Origin of the sequence: Microbulbifer rhizosphaerae (genome assembly GCF_014191725.1) — a bacterium.
In the GTDB taxonomy this organism is placed as follows: Bacteria; Pseudomonadota; Gammaproteobacteria; order Pseudomonadales; family Cellvibrionaceae; genus Microbulbifer; species Microbulbifer rhizosphaerae.
In genome coordinates this window covers 75,867-94,431 of sequence record NZ_JACHWZ010000022.1, presented here as the reverse complement: position 1 = coordinate 94,431, position 18,565 = coordinate 75,867, and the positions used below count along the sequence as shown (strand labels likewise).

At 58.3% G+C, this 18,565-nt stretch carries 12 protein-coding genes; 2 read left to right on the top strand and 10 right to left on the bottom strand.

The genetic code is table 11. The features are described from left to right. Together FHS09_RS18845 and FHS09_RS18840 are read left to right on the top strand one after the other, a co-directional pair. On the top strand, window positions 1–6,672 hold a 6,672-nt coding region (locus FHS09_RS18845; RefSeq protein WP_183462793.1), incomplete at its 5' end, for an RHS repeat-associated core domain-containing protein. Continuing rightward, window positions 6,672–7,043 carry a hypothetical protein gene (locus FHS09_RS18840; RefSeq protein WP_183462791.1) on the top strand — a complete coding sequence of 124 codons (372 nt, stop codon included), beginning with the start codon at window positions 6,672–6,674 and terminating at the stop codon, window positions 7,041–7,043. The genes FHS09_RS18845 and FHS09_RS18840, both read left to right, overlap by 1 nt. A 360-nt stretch (window positions 7,044–7,403) precedes the next feature. On the opposite strand, the gene FHS09_RS18835 is transcribed toward FHS09_RS18840, so the two are convergent. The 10 genes from FHS09_RS18835 to nuoG all read right to left on the bottom strand — a co-directional run bounded on the left by FHS09_RS18835 (window position 7,404) and on the right by nuoG (window position 18,548). Beyond that, entirely contained in the window at window positions 7,404–7,862 is a 459-nt protein-coding gene (locus FHS09_RS18835; RefSeq protein ID WP_183462789.1) for a hypothetical protein, read from the bottom strand. 66 nt (window positions 7,863–7,928) lie between these two features. Then, a complete protein-coding gene (locus FHS09_RS18830) occupies window positions 7,929–9,452 on the bottom strand; it encodes an NADH-quinone oxidoreductase subunit N (RefSeq protein ID WP_183462787.1) in 1,524 nt (507 codons plus the stop codon). After that, the gene (gene nuoM / locus FHS09_RS18825) at window positions 9,449–11,053 is read right to left on the bottom strand and encodes an NADH-quinone oxidoreductase subunit M (RefSeq protein ID WP_183462785.1); all 1,605 of its coding nucleotides are present in this window, start codon (window positions 11,051–11,053) and stop codon (window positions 9,449–9,451) included. The genes FHS09_RS18830 and nuoM overlap by 4 nt, the downstream gene beginning before the upstream one ends. After that, entirely contained in the window at window positions 11,050–12,882 is a 1,833-nt protein-coding gene (gene nuoL / locus FHS09_RS18820; RefSeq protein WP_183462783.1) for an NADH-quinone oxidoreductase subunit L, read from the bottom strand. The genes nuoM and nuoL overlap by 4 nt, the downstream gene beginning before the upstream one ends. Before the next feature lies 1 nt (window position 12,883). Beyond that, the gene (gene nuoK, locus FHS09_RS18815; protein ID WP_425487782.1) at window positions 12,884–13,207 is read right to left on the bottom strand and encodes an NADH-quinone oxidoreductase subunit NuoK; all 324 of its coding nucleotides are present in this window, start codon (window positions 13,205–13,207) and stop codon (window positions 12,884–12,886) included. Further along, window positions 13,197–13,715 (bottom strand): NADH-quinone oxidoreductase subunit J, encoded by a 519-nt coding sequence (nuoJ, locus tag FHS09_RS18810; protein ID WP_183462781.1) that lies wholly within the window; start codon window positions 13,713–13,715, stop codon window positions 13,197–13,199. The genes nuoK and nuoJ overlap by 11 nt, the downstream gene beginning before the upstream one ends. Continuing rightward, entirely contained in the window at window positions 13,700–14,140 is a 441-nt protein-coding gene (locus tag FHS09_RS23440; RefSeq protein ID WP_183462819.1) for an endonuclease domain-containing protein, read from the bottom strand. Before FHS09_RS23440 ends, nuoJ begins: the two co-directional genes overlap by 16 nt. A gap of 98 nt (window positions 14,141–14,238) precedes the next feature. Next, window positions 14,239–14,757: an NADH-quinone oxidoreductase subunit NuoI gene (gene nuoI / locus FHS09_RS18800; RefSeq protein WP_221192117.1), complete on the bottom strand. Its 519-nt coding sequence runs from the start codon at window positions 14,755–14,757 to the stop codon at window positions 14,239–14,241. 15 nt (window positions 14,758–14,772) lie between these two features. Beyond that, the gene (nuoH, locus tag FHS09_RS18795; protein ID WP_183462779.1) at window positions 14,773–15,729 is read right to left on the bottom strand and encodes an NADH-quinone oxidoreductase subunit NuoH; all 957 of its coding nucleotides are present in this window, start codon (window positions 15,727–15,729) and stop codon (window positions 14,773–14,775) included. Continuing rightward, window positions 15,726–18,548 carry an NADH-quinone oxidoreductase subunit NuoG gene (gene nuoG / locus FHS09_RS18790; protein ID WP_183462777.1) on the bottom strand — a complete coding sequence of 941 codons (2,823 nt, stop codon included), beginning with the start codon at window positions 18,546–18,548 and terminating at the stop codon, window positions 15,726–15,728. Before nuoG ends, nuoH begins: the two co-directional genes overlap by 4 nt. Window positions 18,549–18,565: the final 17 nt, after the last annotated feature.

Here is an 18,565-nt window from a genome sequence, read left to right as displayed (position 1 = left end):
GACTTTCGCGTCAACGAATCCGGCGCGGCCACCTACAGTATTCCCCTGAGCCTGCCCGCCGGCACCGCCGGCGTGGCCCCGGAACTCTCCCTCAACTACTCCAGCCAGAGCGGCAACGGCCTGCTGGGCCACGGCTGGGCCCTGGGCGGCCTCTCCGCCATCAGCCGCTGCCGACAGACCTTGGGGCAGGACGGCCAAGCCAAGGCCATCACCTGGAGCAGCGAAGACCGCTTCTGCCTGGACGGCCAGCGGCTGCTGGCGCTTGAAGAGGGTACCTACGGTAAACCCGGTAGTCTGTACCGCACCGAAATCGACAGCTTCGCCCTGATCAAAGCTCACGGTGGCACAGCGGGGCACCCGGCCTACTTCACCGTCGAGCGCAAGGACGGCTCCATCAGCTACTACGGCAGTGGCAACCGTGCCAAACAAACCACTGGGCAGGGCACGCTCACCTGGGCCATCAGTCGCTTCGAGGACAGCGCCGAAAACGGTATTGAATTTGTTTATACCACCAGCGATGGCCACCGCATCCGCGAAATCCGCTACGCCTACACCAGCGGCGGCAGCGCCGGTGCCAAGGTGGTGTTCGACTACGACGGTCGGCAAGATCCCATCAGCGGCTATCTGGCGGGCGAGCTGCTGCAAACCAAAAAACGCCTAAGCCGCATTCGCGTGCAGAATGACAGCGGCAATGGCCTGCAGGAAGTGCGCCGCTACACACTGGAATACCTGAGCGATCCCCGCGACAACCTCAGTCGCCTCGAACGCATCCGCCAGTGTGCCGGCCCCAACGGCACCCTTTGCCAGCCTGATACCGTCTTCGACTGGCGTCTGCCCCTGCCCGGCAGCTTCGCTGCCAGCCCCCGGGATGTCGTAACGCTCAGCACCCAGCGAGACCGCGCTGCGGTGGGCGCGCTTCCGGCGGATATCAACGGCGACGGGCGCATGGACCTGATCTGGCTGGAACCGGACTGGGACCTGGACGGCGAGGTTCACGACCAGTACTTCAAATACGTCCTAGCCACCGAGGACGGCTTCGGTCCCGAGCGTCTCGCCCACAGCGACTCCGCCAATGTGGGCAAGAACCCCTACCGCTGGGAAATGATGGACTACAACGGCGACGGCCGCGCCGACCTGGCCTTCTACGCGAAAAAGGCTGAGGAGTGGCGCATCGTTCTGTCCCGCCCCCAAGGCAACGACACTTGGCTGCTGGACGGCAGCTACTTGGTGGCTGAGGGTCTGGATGACAAGGACGTGTGCTTTATCGATATTAACGGCGACGGCCTGGTCGATGCTGTCAGCAGCGATGGCTACTGGCTGATGGAGATAGATCCGAATGAACCTATCAGTTCCCACCACTACTACCGCTTTGCCGCCAAGGAGCCGCTGACGGTCCAGGGGCTGGAATCCTGGACACTGGAAGACCCCGACAACCAGTCCCGCGAGCATTATCTGAGCCCCAGCGCGGCTGGGGACTTCAACGGAGATGGTCGCGTCAATCTGATCCTATTCGACACCAAAGTGACCCGGGTGGGGACAGGTCGCCGGCCGGGTTGGCTGCAGGAACAACACACCCGCGCCTACCGGGTATCCATCGAAGGCGATGCGCAGGGTGGTTACCGGCTGGTCAACCGCGGCAAGTTGCTGGACTTCGGGCAGTCTGGGGAAGACTTCGAATCAAAAAATCGCGATTCTAGCGTCGATGCGCTCGAGCGCCACGGGAACCTCAAGCAAAAAGTTCATGTCGTTGACATCAACGGCGACGGCCTTGCCGATCTGATCCTGCAGGATGGTATTGACCGCGAAGACGAGGACGAACTCCCGGAAGACAGCGCCCGCTACGGCTACCGGCTGAATGCTGGCCAGGGTTTTGAAAACGCGGTCAGCCTCGGCGTCATGCCTGAAAAAGCCCAACTGCAGTGGTTCGACTACGACAACGACGGTGCCCAGGACTTGGTCTGGCACGATGTGGAACTCCGGCGACTGCGGGTCCGCCGCTGGTACAGCCTTGAGCAGAAGTTCGGAGGAGTGGATGACTTCCGCACCACCAGTAGTGATGAACACGCCCTACATATGTTCGCCGATATGGACGGCGACGGCGTCACTGACTATGCGCGCATTGAGGACGACCGGGCCTACTTCTACCCGGCCACTGACTTCCGAGTCCCAGTCAATGTGATCGAAAAAATCACCAACGGCCTGGGCGCGGAAACCGAAATCAGCTACGGCTCCCTCAGCAACAGCGGCCACTATGCCCGCCTGGCTTTGGGTACCACCACCGAAAACCGCTGCCACTACGAACCGGAAGTAGATCTGGAATGGTGCAGCCAGTTCCAGGTGGCCGATACCGAGAGCTTCTACAGCGCCCTGAATGATCCCTGGACCGGCGAAGATCGCCTGGGCAAACTCTCTGCCACGATGGAGTTGATGGGCCCCATGTACGTGGTCACCCGCATGGACGGAAGCGCGCCCGTTGCCGGGGATGCCTCTGCCAAGAGCGCCATCAGCTACCACTACGCCCAAGCCAAACTCCAGGCCGGCGGCCGCGGCCTGCTCGGCTTCGAGAAACTGCGCACCGTCGACGAGCAGACCGGTGTCGAGACCATCACGACTTATCGCCAGGACTTCCCCTTCCAGGGCTACCCCCTGAGCACCGAGGTGAAAACCGAGGACGATAAACTGCTCAGCCGATCCACCAACACCTGGAAGCTGAAAAAGTCCAACGGCAAGGCCTGGCAATCCGGCTGGCGGTCCACCGCGCTGGCGGACGGCAGTGCGGCATTGGGTCCGTTGCAGCCCTGGTTGGCGGAAAGTGTCGAGCAGTCCTATGCGCTGGAAAATAACGGCGCTGCGCAGGGCGAATTGCTCAAGACCGTTACCACGGTCAACGAGTACGACAACCACGGCAATCCCGAGGGAATCACCGTCACCACCCGGGCGGCCAACGGCGACACTTTCATTACCGATACGCAGAACGACTACGGCAAGGGCCGCAGCCTGACCTTTGCCAACAGCGACCACGAACTCTCCGGCTACCCGGAACTGGGTCGCCTGGTGAAAACGACCGTTACCCACACCCGTACCGAAAACGGCGTAACGGATGAAGTCGAGCGCACCAGCCGCTTCGATTATTATTCCAGCGGCCCGGAAGCCGGCCTGCTCGAATGGGAGAAAATCGAACCGGACACCGACTTCGAACTCACCACCCGCTACACCTACGACGACTTCGGCAACAAGGAAACCGCCACCCAGACCACTGCGGGCGAAGAGCCCCGCAGCAGCCGCTGGACCTACCAGGGCGGCCAGGGCCGCTATCTGGAAGCGGAGGAAAACGCCTACCGCCAGGTAACCAGCAGAGTACTGGACCGCAACGCTCTGGGCCTGCCCACCCTGGTGGAGGACATCGCCGGCGTCCAGACCCTGTTCGAGTACGACGCCTTCGGCCGCAAGGTTCTGGAATACACCCAGACCGGCGCCCACAGCATAACGTTGCTATCCGCCCCCGGCGGCCACTGCCCCGTGGACAGCGCCTACCAGCAGACGGTCAAAGGCGCCGGCGGCGCAGAATCCCTGACCTGCCTTGACCTCCTCGCCCGGGAAACCCGCAGCGCCACCCGCGGCTTCGACGGCAGTTGGGTCTACGCCGACACCGAGTACGATAACCTGGGCCGCGTCGCCCGCAAATCCGAGCCCTACAGCGGCAGTCCCGGGAGCGCCCGGTACTGGACCGCTATGGACTATGACCTCCTCGGCCGCGTCGTGGGTACCGACCTTCCGGGCACTCTCAACAACAACGGCATCACCGGCACGAATGGTCTCCCGCATGACGTCCATGTGGACTATGAGGGCTACACCACCGTCACCGTCAACCCCGAGGGCCATACCAAGACGGAGACCCAAAATGCCAAGGGTGAACTGATTTACGTTAGGGACAACCTCGGCGGCGAAATTGAATACCGTTACAATGCCTTGGGTAACCTCCGTTTTGTCACCAGAAAGGCATCGGACAGCACCCAGAGCCCGATCACTGAGATGCGTTACGACAAGCTCGGGCGCAAGATTTGGATGATGGACCCAGACAAGGGTGGGAACTTCATCCATAACGGAGACCCCGATCCCAGACCCTGGGAATACCACTACAACGGCTTCGGCGAACTGAAATGGCAGAAGGATGCCAAGGGCCAAGTGGTGAACAACAGCTACGATCGCCTCGGCCGTTTGGTGCGCCGCATAGACTACCGTGCAGCCGGCAGCGTCGAAGGCGACACCGAGTGGATCTACAACAACAGTCCACAATGGAACGAATCGGTCCCGCCCGGTGCCCTTGATCACGTCATGGATATCGAATCCGGCTATACCAAAATCCACGGCTACGACGGTTTCGGTCGGCCCCGCGACGCCGTCACCTCTTTCGATATTCTGCAGGAGGGCGACGACCACTTCGAGAAGATGACCTACGATCAATACGGTCGTGTCTTCCAGCAATTCGATGCCGGCGGCGACGGCACTTGGCGCTCTAGCGCCATCGAGAACGTCTATAACCAATACGGTTACCTACAAGCCGTTGTGGACGCCGAAAACATTAACCAGGCCAGCGCGGAAACCTTCTACACCGTCCTCGCCATGGACGAGCGCGGCAACGTCACCAAATTTCGCCAGGGCAACGGCGTGGTCACTGGACGGGAATACGACTCCGCCACCGGCCGCCTCAAATACCAGACCGCGTCGGTACTCGGCATCAGTCAAGTGCAGGACCTCACTTACCATTGGGACAACCTTGGCAATCTGGAAAATCGCCGCAACCGCAGCGGTGACAAGAATCTGTTCGAGGAGTTCCAGTATGATGGCCTCAATCGTCTGAAGAGTGCCCAGGTCAGCGGCCGCGCGGCCCAGACGGTGAACTACGACGGACTCGGCAATATCACCTACAAGTCTGACGTGGGACACTACCGTTACGGCAGTCAGTGTGCTGAAGAGGTAGCCGCCGGGCCACATGCGTTATGCCAAGTCACCTCGGGCGAAACAGGTGAAAATATACTCGACTCTCTGGTGTACGACCCCAATGGCAATGTGATCAGCGACAACAATCGAAGCTTGCAGTACAGCACCTTCGACAAGCCGCTCACCATTACAAAAGATAGCCACACAACCGTGTTTAAATACGGGCCGGATCGAAGCCGCTACCTACGCGTCGATACCGACAGCAGTGGTCAAGTCGTCGAAACCCGCTACATTGGCAATGTCGAAATAATCACGAAGCCCGGCGATACCCAAGAGATCAAGCGCTACCTGCCTGGCGGCGCCGTGGTCACAATCGCAGGGGGCGAGCGAAAAAGCCACTACATGCACAAGGATCACCTAGGTTCAGTGGACGTAATCACCGACAAAAGCGGTACAGTCATTCAGGAACTTTCCTTCGACTCTTGGGGCCAGAGAAGGAACGCCCAGGGCTGGACCGACCTGATCGAAGCACATCTCACCGGTTTCGACACTAGCCTCACGACAAGAGGCTACACCGGCCACGAAATGCTGGACCAAGTGGGCCTGGTCCATATGAACGGAAGGGTCTACGATGCTAGATTTGGCCGATTCATGCAGGCAGACCCATTTATACAGTTCCCGAGTTATACGCAGTCATTTAATCGCTATGCATATACATTAAACAATTCACTGAATGCGATAGACCCCAGTGGCTATTCGGCAGCCAGTATACTAGATGGCATAGTCGTAATTGGGTCTATTGTTCTCGACTATTTTTATCCGGGAGCGGGTACAGCATTAAGAAATTGGTGGTTTGGCGGTCCCAGCCAGATGCTGCATGCCTATGAGGCTATGGACGCTGCCGCGAACGCCTTTAGTAATGGTAACAATGCCGCGGGAATCTTGTATGCGGCGGCCGCCGTTGCCAATATGATGTCTATCCCGACCTCTGGGGGAGGAGCTGAAATAGCTGATGCTTCTAGTGCTGGATCAGTGAGCTCAGTGACAGATGGAAACTTTACCAATGGAGCATTTAGTGGCTCGTTTTTTATGGCATTAAATGAAACTGGAGAAGATCCGGTCGGAGACGACAAAGGTTTTGGAGGCTATGGATTTTTAGCGGTGTTTTTTAACGCTGCTGCGAGGCTCTTAGAGGAAGAAAAGATAGAACCATATCAGCGTAAAGCTAATAGCATGACACAGGCTCTTGAACGATCTATTCATACGGGACGTCAATTACGAAACAGTATTCCTCGTCTAAAAAACGAGCTTCCTGACGAGTTGAACTGGGCAGAAGCATTTTCTGGTCAAAATATTGGAGCTCCAGTTTATCGGGAGGAGCTGTGGGCAGGATTTCTTTGGCTTGATCTCTCCGAAGTTTATTTTACCTATGCTACTGGTCCGTCATTTGAAGGGGCAGACGGTTGGAACTTGGCCCTTGGTTATGGAGCACCTGTCGGTGCAGCGTGGGGAGGGGGAAGATTCAATACTGAAAAATTGGCAGCCATCGTTGTAAATGTCGCCCCAGGAAATGCGTTTAATCCAAATATTGCAAGGTTGGCAAGTATTAATTATAGTGAAAATATCCTTGTGTATATTGATATGCAAGCAACTAATACTATTTATGAAGTGCAAGCTAGCAGTAATGGAGGTATCCGATGCTATGTTATTTCTGGAAATGGCAGTTGTTAATGCTTAGCTGCGTAGCTCTTGTTGTTGGCTGTAATAAGGGTAAGCCATATATTTCCTCACAAGAGTTAATCGATAAGTTTGAAGACTATTCGGGGCGTGAAGTGATTGTAAGAGGGTTTTTGGCAAGGAAGGAGAAAAAATTATATATATATGAAAATGAGAAAGCTTCTAAACTTGATAGTGTGATGGCGAATTCGGCAAGGATATATTTGATGAAGAGGGGCAATACAGAAATAAAAGAATATTGTATTGATCAAAATGTAGTGGTGTATGGTACTCCGAAGCCCTTCGTTGGTGTTTTGGCTATTTCTAAGGTCAATGAAATTCTTTATATGAAAGATGATAGTACATGTTTAAAAAGTGATGCATAATAATTGAATAGGTTCAACGGTCTTAAAAAATGGTTCTTCGTAAAAGAGTGTGAACTTATAGTCGTAATCTGCCTCTTGTGCAGGGTTGCCGTTAGGAAATATTCGTGGATGTAAGTGAGCACTATGCGTTGCCGTTGGGGATAAATTTTCGGTGGGAGATCAGCAGTGTAGATCTGCAGATCTCTGGATGAAAACCCCAGTGCCGCAGATGCTGCCGGCAAACAGCAAACAGCAAACAGCAAACAGCAAACAGCAAACAGCAAACAGTTATCAAGAACACGCTTTGAATTTTAATTGATACAAAACATCCCTGCCTTGATAGCGGATATTCTTTATATATATCACGCGGGCTCTTGGCGGCTACATATCCCACAATGAATTGGTGGCCATAGACAGGGTAATCCGCTCCTTGTCCTGTATCTGCTTCAGATCCTCGAAAACTTCTTTCACTTCTGCCGATTCGATGGCGCCATACACGGCTTCGTAAAGGTCGTGAAAATAGCGGTCCACTTCCCGCCCCAGGTTATTGATTTCCTTGATGTTTGGAGGGTCGCTCAAATGCAGGTGCTTGACGAAGTCCTCGGCGGATTCTTCGTGAGTGTATTGCAGCCAGGTTTGCATGACCTTGTGTTTGGCGATCTCGCCGTAGTTTTCCAGGTTCTTGGCCATGCGCTGCTCGTGTTCCAGCATATGCTTGAGCAGCAACTGGGTGCGCTTGTCGGTGGACTTTTCCAGAAGCTCTTCGTACAGGTCGGCCATATCCAGATGGAACTTGCGCGCGTCCTTGAGCACTTCATACGCCTGTTTGAAAGTTTTCATGAACTTGCCTTTGTCATGTCTTTATGGTGGCAAAGCAGTCTCGTCAATCATCGCCCTTTTATACATTTATAGTGCATTTATCCAGTTGATCAAGATTTGCGGAAAGATACCGAATACCAGCAATACGGCAGTCAGGGAGAACATCAGCAGGCGACCGGATATTGCCAGCTGTATCGCACCACTGGCGCCGGAAGAAGACGGCTCCTCCCGCTGCACCATCACCAGCAGTAGCCTCAGGTAATAGTAGAGCCCCAGCGCACTGCCCAGGATTACGGCCGCGAGCAGGAGCCACATCTGCCCCTGGACCCCGGCGGCGAAAATATAGAACTTGCCCACAAAGCCGATGGTTAGCGGTATGCCGGCCAGGGACAGCAGCATGGCCGCCAGGCAACCGGCCAGCCAGGGGGAGCGCCAGAAGAGGCCGCGGTAATAGTCCCGATGGAAGGGATCGCTTGCGGTATCAGCGATGGGATGCCCCCCTCCCGGCGTGTGCGCCAGCGCCGAGTCCGCTACCAGGCTGACTACAGCGAAGGCACCGAGTGTGGTAACCACGTAGGCCACCAGGTAATAGGCCACAGCCTCGATACCGAAGGCGCTGTTGCCCATGAGGAAAGCGACGAACAGATAGCCGATATGGGCGATGGAAGAGTAGGCCAGCAATCGCTTGATATTGCCTTGTAGCAATGCCAGCAGGTTGCCGATCAACATACTTGCCACCGCCATAAACGCCAGCAGGGTAGTGAGCGAGGGCAGGGCGAACAGGTCGACACCGGCAAAGAAGCGCAGTAGCAGCGCCACCACGGCTCCTTTTCCGACGGTGGCGATCAGTGCGGTGACCGGGGTGGGAGCGCCCTGGTAGACGTCCGGGGTCCAGATATGGAAAGGCACCAGGGACAGCTTGAATGCCATGGCGATCAGCAGCAGTGCCAAACCGGCGAGCATCAGCGGGGATTCCTGGCCGAACTGTCGCGCGGCCACCGCTATGCCGGAAAAATCGAGGGCGCCGCTGGCGGCGTAGATCAACGCGATACCGAACAGGCCGAGGGCGGTGGCCAGCGCGGAGAGCAGCAGGTATTTGAGCCCGGATTCCAGCGATAGCAGCTGATCCCGCTCGGGCGACAGGTCGCCGCTGACCGCGAAGCCGAGCAGCGGGTAGAGCGACAAACTCATCAGTTCCAGCGCCAGGAAAAAGCTGGCGAAGTGGCTGGCAAAGACCAGGGTGCTGGCTCCCAGCATCATCAGCAGCAAGAGGATATAGAATTCTTCGGGGTAGCTTGTGCTGTCGCTGCGGTGTTTCAGGTAATTGAATCCCAGCACCGCCACGGCGATTGCGGAGAACAGGAGCAGCAGGCAGAAGAACAGGGCATAGTGGTCCACCAGCAGCAACCCCGTGACCCCAATGCTGCCCGGCCCCCGGGAAACCTGGCCGGCCACCGCGAAGCAGGCCACACAGGCCGAGACCAGTACCGCCAGTGTGGTGGCCAGTGCTGCCCGGTGGCCCCGGATAAAGGACACCTGCAGCAGCAGGATCACGATACCGGCACTCAGTACCAGCAGCGGTAGGATGGCGAAAAGTTCCTGGGTGCTCATAGGGTTTCACTCCCGGGTGCCATGGCATTCAAAATGGTGGTGCTGCTAGTGGTACCTTTTGCCGGGACAGCGTTGGAATCACTGTTCGGAGGGCTGGATTCCGCTACCGCATTTGGGGATTGTGGGCTTTCCATTTGTTCCAATAGGTACACCACCGCCGGCTCAGCGGTATCGAATACCGGCTGCGGGCGCAGGCCGAGGAAAACGAGGCCGACCGCCAGCACCAGTAACGCTGTGGCTTCCCGTGCATTCAGGTCGTGGACCTTACTATCCTCCTCTGCCTTTTCCCCCTCGCCAAAAAACACCCGTTGCATCATCCACAGCGCATAGAGCGCGGCGCCGACCAAACCCAGGGCGGCAATCACAGTGAGCCAGCGGTTGACCGGGAAGCTGCCGACCAGCACCAGGAACTCGGCGATAAAATTACCCAACCCCGGAAGACCCAGTGAGGCCACGGCAAAAAACAGCGCAATGGCAGCCAGTTTGGGCACACGCGCCCAGAGCCCACCCATCTGCGCCATATTCCGGGTGTGCAGCCGCTGTTGCAGCGCGCCCACCAGCGCAAAGAGAGCGGCGGTGCTCAGACCGTGGGCGATCATCTGCATCACCGCGCCCTGGATGGCGATGGTATTGAGGGCGTAGATTCCCAACAGCACAAAACCCATATGGCTGACACTGGAATAGGCCACCAGTCGTTTCATATCCTGTTGCGCGAAGGCGAGAATCGCCCCGTAGACCACGCTGATCGCCCCGATGGTCATGGCCAGGGGCGCAAAGGCGGCACTGGCTTCGGGAAAAAGCGGCAGGGTAAAACGCAGCAGGCCGTAGGCACCGGTCTTGAGCAGGATTGCGGCCAGCAGAATACTGCCCGCGGTGGGCGCCTGGGTGTGCGCATCGGCAAGCCAGGGATGCAGCGGCACCGCTGGCAGTTTTACCGCAAAGGCGATAAAGAACCCCAGCATCAGCCAGTACTGGATGCCCAGAGGGATCTCGGAATCCATAAGCTCCCTATAGTTGAAAGTGACCTGGCCGCTGGCGTCGTAGTGGAGATAGACCAGAGCGACTATGGCCACCAGCATCAGCAGGCTGCTGGCCTGGGTAAAAATAAAGAACTTGATCGCGGCGAAAATTCGCTGCTCGTACCCCCACACCGCAATCAGGAACAGCATGGGAATCAGCATCACTTCCCAGAAGAAGAAAAACAGGAACAGGTCCATGGCGGTAAAAACACCGGCCACCCCCGCCAGGGTCCAGAGGTAATTGAAATAGAAAAAACCGCGGCGAAATTGAATCTGGTCCCAGGAGGCGATCAGTCCGAACAGGCCCATGGCCAGGGTCAGTGCCAACAGCAAAAAGCCCAGGCCGTCCAGGGCGAGAAAGAAACTGATACCGAATCGGGGTATCCAGGGGGCCTGGACGCTGTCCCACCAAGCCTCTCCGGCGGCCTGTGAAAACTGCGGCCAGTAGCTGGCCAGGAGCACACAGCTGATCAGGAGGCTTGCCAGGGTTACCCAGCGGCTGCCCCCTTCGACAGACCGCTCTACCAGCCAGGCGAGAGCACCGCCGAGAAAGAGCACTGGGATAATTGCGATCAGGGTCATAGTGCCACCAGTAGCGCGAGAATCAGAATCGAGCCCAGTGCAAAGCTCGCCATGTACCAGCGTATCTGGCCTGTCTGTAAGGCGCTGGCCCCGAGGTTCAGCAGGCGGCTGGCCGCGGCCACACCGCGGTAGGCACCGTCCACAAAGTCGCCGCGGTTAACCTGCGCCAGCCATAAGAACGGTTTGCTGAATACAGCCTCATACAGGCGGTCGAAGTCCCAGCCCCTCCGCCACCAGAGATTGATGCCGGTTTGCGTTTCCCTGAAGCTACCGCGGCGGAACAGCCACCAGGCAAAGAGAATTCCCAGGATGGGCGCGGCAATGGCAATCCACTCCACCCATACTGGCGGATGCGAGGCGGCGGCAGCTCCGAAGACGGACTGCAGGGGGGGCGCCAGTAGCCCGCCAAACAGTGCCAGCACACTCAGCAGCAGCAGCGGCAGAACCATGTCCCGTGTATTGGCATCCCCGCAGTGGCTGGAGGCGCTGCCCTCCCTGCCGAAAAACACCAGGAACAGCAGGCGGAAGCTGTAGAGGCCGGTAATCAGCGCACCGAGAACGCCCGCAGCCCAGATCCAGTTGAAGCCATGGAATTGCTCCCAGGCCTGCAACAGAATCCGGTCCTTGCTGTAGAAACCGGAGGTGAACGGCAGTGCGGCCAGGCAGGCGCAGCCGATCAGGAAGCAGGCAAAGGTAAACGGAATTTTCCGGCGCAGCCCGCCCATGGCGAAAATATTCTGCTCGTGATGCAGGCTCAGGATCACCGAGCCCGCGGCCAGGAACAGCAGTGCCTTGAAAAAGGCGTGGGTCATCAGGTGGAAAATGGCCCCGGACCAGGCTCCGACCCCCAGGGCGAGGAACATATAGCCGATCTGGCTGATGGTGGAATAGGCGAGCACCCGCTTGATATCCGTCTGCACCAGCGCACTGCAACCCGCCAGCAGCAGGGTGAGTGCACCCACCGCGGCAACCGCCATCATTGCCAGGGGTGATTGTGCGAAGAGCGAGTGCATGCGCGCAATCAGGTAGACACCGGCAGTCACCATAGTGGCCGCATGGATCAATGCGCTGACCGGGGTGGGGCCGGCCATGGCATCCGGCAACCAGGTCTGCAGCGGCAACTGCGCGGACTTGCCCACGGCTCCCCCCAACAGCAGCAGCGCGGCCAGGGTGAGTGTTTGCGGATCGGCTTGCGGCGCGCTGCCGGCCGCGAGCAGTTCGCGGATATTCAGGGTGGCGAACTGGCTGAACAGCAGAAACAGGCCGATGGCCATGGCGGTGTCACCGATGCGGGTGACGATAAACGCTTTGCGTGCGGCGGCGCCGTTGACCGGGTCCCGGTACCAGAAACCGATCAACAGGTAGCTGCACAGACCCACACCCTCCCAGCCCAGGTACAGCAGCACCAGGTTGTCCGCCATTACCAGGAGCAGCATGGCGCACACAAACAGGTTCAGGTAGGCGAAATAGCGGCGGTAGCCGGGATCGCCGCGCATATAGCCGGCGGAGTACAGGTGAATCAGGAACCCCACACCGGTTACCACGCCCAGCATTACCAAGGTCAGCCAGTCCAGGTAAAAATCAAATCCCAGTGACAGCCCGCCCACATCCAGCCAGGACCACAATGAGACCGAGTAAACATAGCCGGGATCATTGAAAAACTGTGGGGCGATTGCAGCGGTTAGTAGTGCTGCCAAGCCCACCGAGGCGACACCGATGGTGGCGCTGACTTTTTCCGGCAGTTCGCGCCGGGTGAACAGTGGTACCGCGGCCAGTATCAAAAAGCCCAGCAGGGGCAGCAGTAGAATCCAGCCGGTCAGTTCCCGCATATCAACCTCGCATTCCGTTCAGTTGGTCCACATCCACGGTGTGCCTGCGCCGATAGAATTGCAGTACCAGCGCCAGCGCGACAGCCACTTCCGCCGCCGCCAGGGTAATCACAAAGATGTACATTACCTGGCCATCTGCATTGCCCCAGTGAGCGCCTACCACTACGAATGCCAGTGCCGCGGCATTGGTGCAGATCTCGATGCACATCAGCATGAAAATGATATTGCGCCGCACCAGAAGTCCGGCCAGCCCGAGACAAAACAGGGTGGCCGCGAGGATCAGCCCCTGATGCATGGCACCACCGGCAATGGTTTCAATCGGCATCTTGTACTCCACTCTCTTCCCTGCGCTTCTGCCGCGCCAGATGAAAGGCTCCCACCAGGCCCGCCAGCAGCAGCATGGAGGCCAGTTCCACCGCGAGTATGTAGCGGCTGAACAGCGCAATGCCCACTTCTTTGGGACCGACGTAATGCAGCGCCGTGCTGTCGGCCGTCTGCCCACCGCGCAGCATAAAAACCAGTTGCAGGAGAAGAATGGCCGAGAGCAGGCCCGGGCCCCACCAGATTCCCGGCCGAAGCCACTGGCTTTCCTGGGCTACCGCCTTGTCTCCCTGGTTGAGCATCATGATCACAAACACGATCAGCACCATGATGGCACCGGCATAGACAATTACCTCGAGTGCCGCGGCGAAGGGTGCGCCGAATTGGTAAAAAATTACCGCCACCGCGAGCAGAGAGACCACCAGGTAGAGCAGGGCGTGGACCGCGTTGCGGTTAAAGATCACCATGGTGGTGGAGGCTATGGCGACCAGGGCGGTTAGATAGAAGTACATGACTCTGTTTCTCGCTGTGCGTGCTCCCCTCTCCCGCTTGCGGGAGAGGGGGTGGGGGAGAGGGCCAATACCTCGCGCCTGATGGTGTCCAGTACCGCCGACGTTTCACTCAGGATTTGGTTGTTCCAGAACCTGAGAACAGTAAAGCCCTGTTCTTGTAACCAGGAATCCCGGTGCTGATCGTATTTCTCCTGATTCATGTGTTGTCCGCCATCCAGCTCTATAATCAATTTCGGCTGCAGGCATACGAAGTCGACGATATATCGGCCTATAGGTTTCTGGCGTTTGAATTTAAGTCCCATAAATCGGTGAGCGCGGAGGTGATACCACAGTTTCTGTTCGGCATCGGTAGCATTGGAACGAAGACTTCTTGCCCGTGCCAACTGGAGGTTGCCCTCTCCCCCAGCCCCAATGGCTCGCGCCATCCTTGGCGCTCGGCCTTCGGCCAGCTTGCGCTGCCCAAATCGGCAATCCTGCCGATTTGTCCCGCAAGCGGGAGAGGGGAGCTTTCTTCTATAATTGGTCATAGATTCAGGCTCTTTATATTGACCGGCTCCGCTTCATTTTCCGCCTGCCCCTTGTCCTTGCCGTCGATCGCCTTTCCGGCCACATTGTAGAAACTGTAATCGTGGTACTTGCCCGGCCCGCTGATCAGCAGGTCCTCTTTCTCGTACACCATGTTCTGTCGGTCGTATTCGCACATCTCGAAATCCGGGGTCAGCTGTATGGCGTAGGTGGGGCAGGCGTCTTCACAGAGGCCGCACATGATGCAGCGGGAGAAGTTGATGCGGAAAAACGCCGGGCGCCAGCGGCCGTCTTCGTCTTCGGTTTTCTGCAGGGAGATACAGTCCGGCGGGCAGGCCACCGCGCATAAGTTGCAGGCCACACAGCGCTCTTCGCCGTCCGGATCGCGGGTGAGTACGATGCGCCCGCGGTATCGCGGTGCCAGGTAGGGCTTTTCGTCCGGATACTGTACTGTGACGTTGCGACTGAAAAGGTGTTTGAACACCAACCACATACTGCGCAGCTGACTAGCGATCATGGCAGGCCTCCCTCGTTATTGAATCCATAGCAGTACTCCCGCTGTAATAAGCAGGTTGGCCAGGGACAGTGGCAGCATAAATTTCCAGCCGAAATGCATCAGCTGGTCGTACCGGGGACGTGGCAGGGCGGCGCGCAAGAGGATAAATAGTGCGATCAGTACACTGGTCTTCAATAAAAACCAAACCACCGGTGGCAACCAGGGGCCCAGCCAGCCGCCGAGAAACAGTGTGGTGATCAGTGCGGAGATCAGGATCACCGACAGGTACTCGCCCACAAAAAACATACCGAATTTCATGCCCGAATACTCGGTGTGAAAGCCGGCGGTAAGCTCGTGCTCCGCCTCCGGCAGATCGAAGGGCAGGCGGTGGCTCTCGGCGATCCCGGCAATAAAAAATACCAGGAAGCCGATAAACTGCGGCAGTACAAACCAGGTATTTTCCTGGGCTTGTACGATTTCCCGCAGGTTGAAGCTGCCGGACATCATTACCACACCCATCAGGCTCAAACCCATAAACACTTCGTAGGAAACTGTCTGGGCAGCGGCACGCAGGCCGCCCAGGAGCGCGTACTTGTTGTTGGAGGCATAGCCGCCTAGAACCACGCTGTATACCGCCATGGATGACATGGCGAGGAAAAACAGCAGTCCCACATTGAGATCGATTACGCCAATAGCCGGAGACACGGGAATCACCGCGAACCCCAGTAGCATGGCCGCCATCACCACAGTGGGGGCGAGTACAAACACGGGAATGTCAGCAAATCTGGGAACGAAATCCTCCTTGAAAAACAGCTTGATCATATCCGCAACTACTTGGAGTGTGCCGAAGGGGCCCACCCGGTTCGGCCCGGGCCTGTCCTGCCAGAAGCCCAGAAGTCGGCGTTCGCCCCAGGTGAGCAGCGCGGCCAGCAGCACCGCCACCAGCAGCACACCGAAGATATTGAGCAGCGCAGCCCACGGGGATGTATTCATTGGTCACCTCCGGTTTCCAGTTGCAGCAGGTGCAGCTGGCCCCTGGCCGGAGCCTCTGTGCCCAGCGGTTCCACTTGTGGAAAGCCGTAGGGGACGCCCAGGCTGCCGAAGGGAATAGAGTCAGAGATTTCGGCGATAAGCTGGCAGCGGTCGCCGCCGACAGTGATTTCCAGTGGATCTCCGGCGTCGATATCCAAGCGCTTTGCGTCGTGCCGGTTGATCAGCACAAAGGGTTGGGCAATAACGCTGGCAATGGCTGGGGCCATGGCACTCAGTTCGCCGGAGCCGAACATCCGATAGATAGGAAGCAGAAGAAACCCCTCTGCCTCACCTGCCGGCTGTACTGCAGGTTTCCAGTCCGGCAGAGACCTGGAAGCGCGTTGTATTTTCCTTCCCCCATTTCCGCAGCGCCGCTTGCCGCCGATTCCCTGCAGGAATTTGTGCAGTGCCTGGTTGGAGTTCCAGCCGGGGGACCAGATATTCGCCTGCAGGGGTGATTTGTCCGGGTCTTGAATGCCCTCCATGGAGAACACCAGCGGCGCATCGGGATCTTTGACCGGCTTGTGTTCCGCCACCGATTTGTCGGCATAAATTGCCGTGCGCCCGCTGTAGCGGTGGCTCTGCCGGGCGACTTCGAGGCCGTCGATGCGGAAGTCCTCGTCCGGGCCCAGCTCTGCAACCACTTCCAGTTCCGGAAAGGCCTCCGCGATAGCCTGGTTCAGGTCGTGGCAGTGTTTCCAATCGGCGATAGTGCTGATAAGGGCATTGCTTTCCGGGCAAAAGGCAGCCGCATCAGCCAGCCACCGCCAGCTTTCCTGGATGAAGCCCGGGCCCTCGTAAACAGCGTAGAAGCATTGGGCCAGGCCGTTGCTATTGATCACCGTGCCCTGGGATTCCACAGTGGCTGCGGCGGGGAACACCAGATCGGCCCGCCGGGTAGTCAGGTTGTGCAGAAGATCGAGCACGATCAACTCATCGGCGAGGGAAAAAATCTCGTCCGCAGTGGCTGTATCCACCCGGCGGCAGAGTTCGTTTTCCAGTACGATCACGCTGCTGGGATTTTTCGCCTCGCCTTCCGTCCGCAGCGCGCCGGGCAGGTGGTCGAGAGCTTTTTTGCCGTCCGTGCACAGTTGTGCGAGTCCGAGGCTGTTGACTTCGAGGCAGGTCAGATAGAGTGCGCAGGGATTGGAATTCCTGTCCGCGAGCGCGGTGGCCAGTTGCGCGGCCGCCTGCAGTATCTCTCCACTCCGGCAGCCGCAGCCGGAAATCACCAGCGGCCGTTCCGATGCGCTCAGGGTTTCGGAAATTTGCTGTGCCATCTCCAAATATTCCGGTGACACTTCTGCGGGCTGCTTGCCGGCAATCAACTGCGCCAGGGCGTGGCCAAAGGCGGCAATTTCTTCCGGAGTGCCGTGAAAGCGGCTACTGGCGATATCGTCGAGGCCGCTGTCCTCAAATCCGGCGACGGCAATCGGGCTGGGGTCGCCATCCAGCTGGCGCACCGAAGCGTCCTGCCACTGGGGAATTTTCAGTTCGCGTGCCTGCCTCCGTTGCCGATTGCGGGCGGCTTGGCGCACCGCCAGCCCGACGCGCGGTGCGGTGTTGGAAATATCCTCACCCAGGATCAGTATCGCATCGGCGCTCTCTATCTCCGGGGTTGTGGGGCTGTGGATGCGCGGGTCCCGCTGTATGGCGTCGACCAGATGCAGCAGGTGCAGATCCCGCTCTGCCAGGCCCGCATAAAAATTGTCGGGGCCCACCAACTGGCGCAGGGCGAAATTATTTTCCAGGGAAGCGCGCGGCGAGCCGATGCCGATCAGCCGGCGCTGGCCTTTCTGTGCCTGGGCCAGGGTTTGGGCCAGCCGTTCGACGGCTTCCCGCGGGGGTATTTCGCCGTGGATTCTTTCGCCCCGCGCGGCGGTGGATTCGATCAGTGTATCCGTTCGCGCGGCCAGCACTGCTTTCAGGCGCGCATCGCAATTGACATAGTCGTAGCCAAAACGGCCGCGGTCACAGAGAAAGTATCCGTTGATTTCCCGGTGATAGAGGTTGATTACCCGCCGCAGCATCTGGTCCTTGCCGTCCCAGCCCTCCCGCGCACCCGGCGCGGTGTTGCAGCCGACCGCGCAGTGCTCACAGATGGAGGGGGCGGTCTGCAGGTCCCACTTGCGCACATAGTGCTTGCTGAAGGTTTTATCGGTGAACACGCCGGTGGGGCAGACTTCCACCAGGTTGCCGCTGAAGCCGTTCTCCAGCACGCCCTCCTGCTGGCGGCCGAAATAGACTTGGTTGTTGCGGCCCAGTGCCTGAAGATCCGTGCCACCGGCATAGTCGCGGTAAAACCGTGTGCAGCGGTAACAGGCGATGCAGCGGTTCATCTCGTGATTGATAAAGGGCCCCAGGTACTGGTTGCGGTGGGTGCGCTTGGTGCCCCGGTAGCGGCGGTTGGTGTGACCGGTCATCTCGGTCATATCCTGCAGGTGGCACTCCCCGCCCTCCTCGCACACCGGGCAGTCGTGGGGGTGGTTGGTCATCAGGTCTTCGATAATGCTGCCACGGAATTCACGGGCCTGCTCGGCGGTGACCGAGTAGAGACCACCATCCTTGATCGGGGTCATACAGCTCATTACCAGTCGGCCGCGGTGATCTTCTGCGTCCTTGTACTCAATCACTGCGCACTGGCGGCAGGCGCCCACGGAGCCCATGGCCGGATGCCAGCAGAAATAGGGCAGGTCGATTCCCAGGGACAGGCAGGTACTGAGCAGGTTTTGCCCTTCTTCTACTTCGTAATCATCGCCATCTATGGTTATTGTTGGCATTTTCAGTCCATTATTTC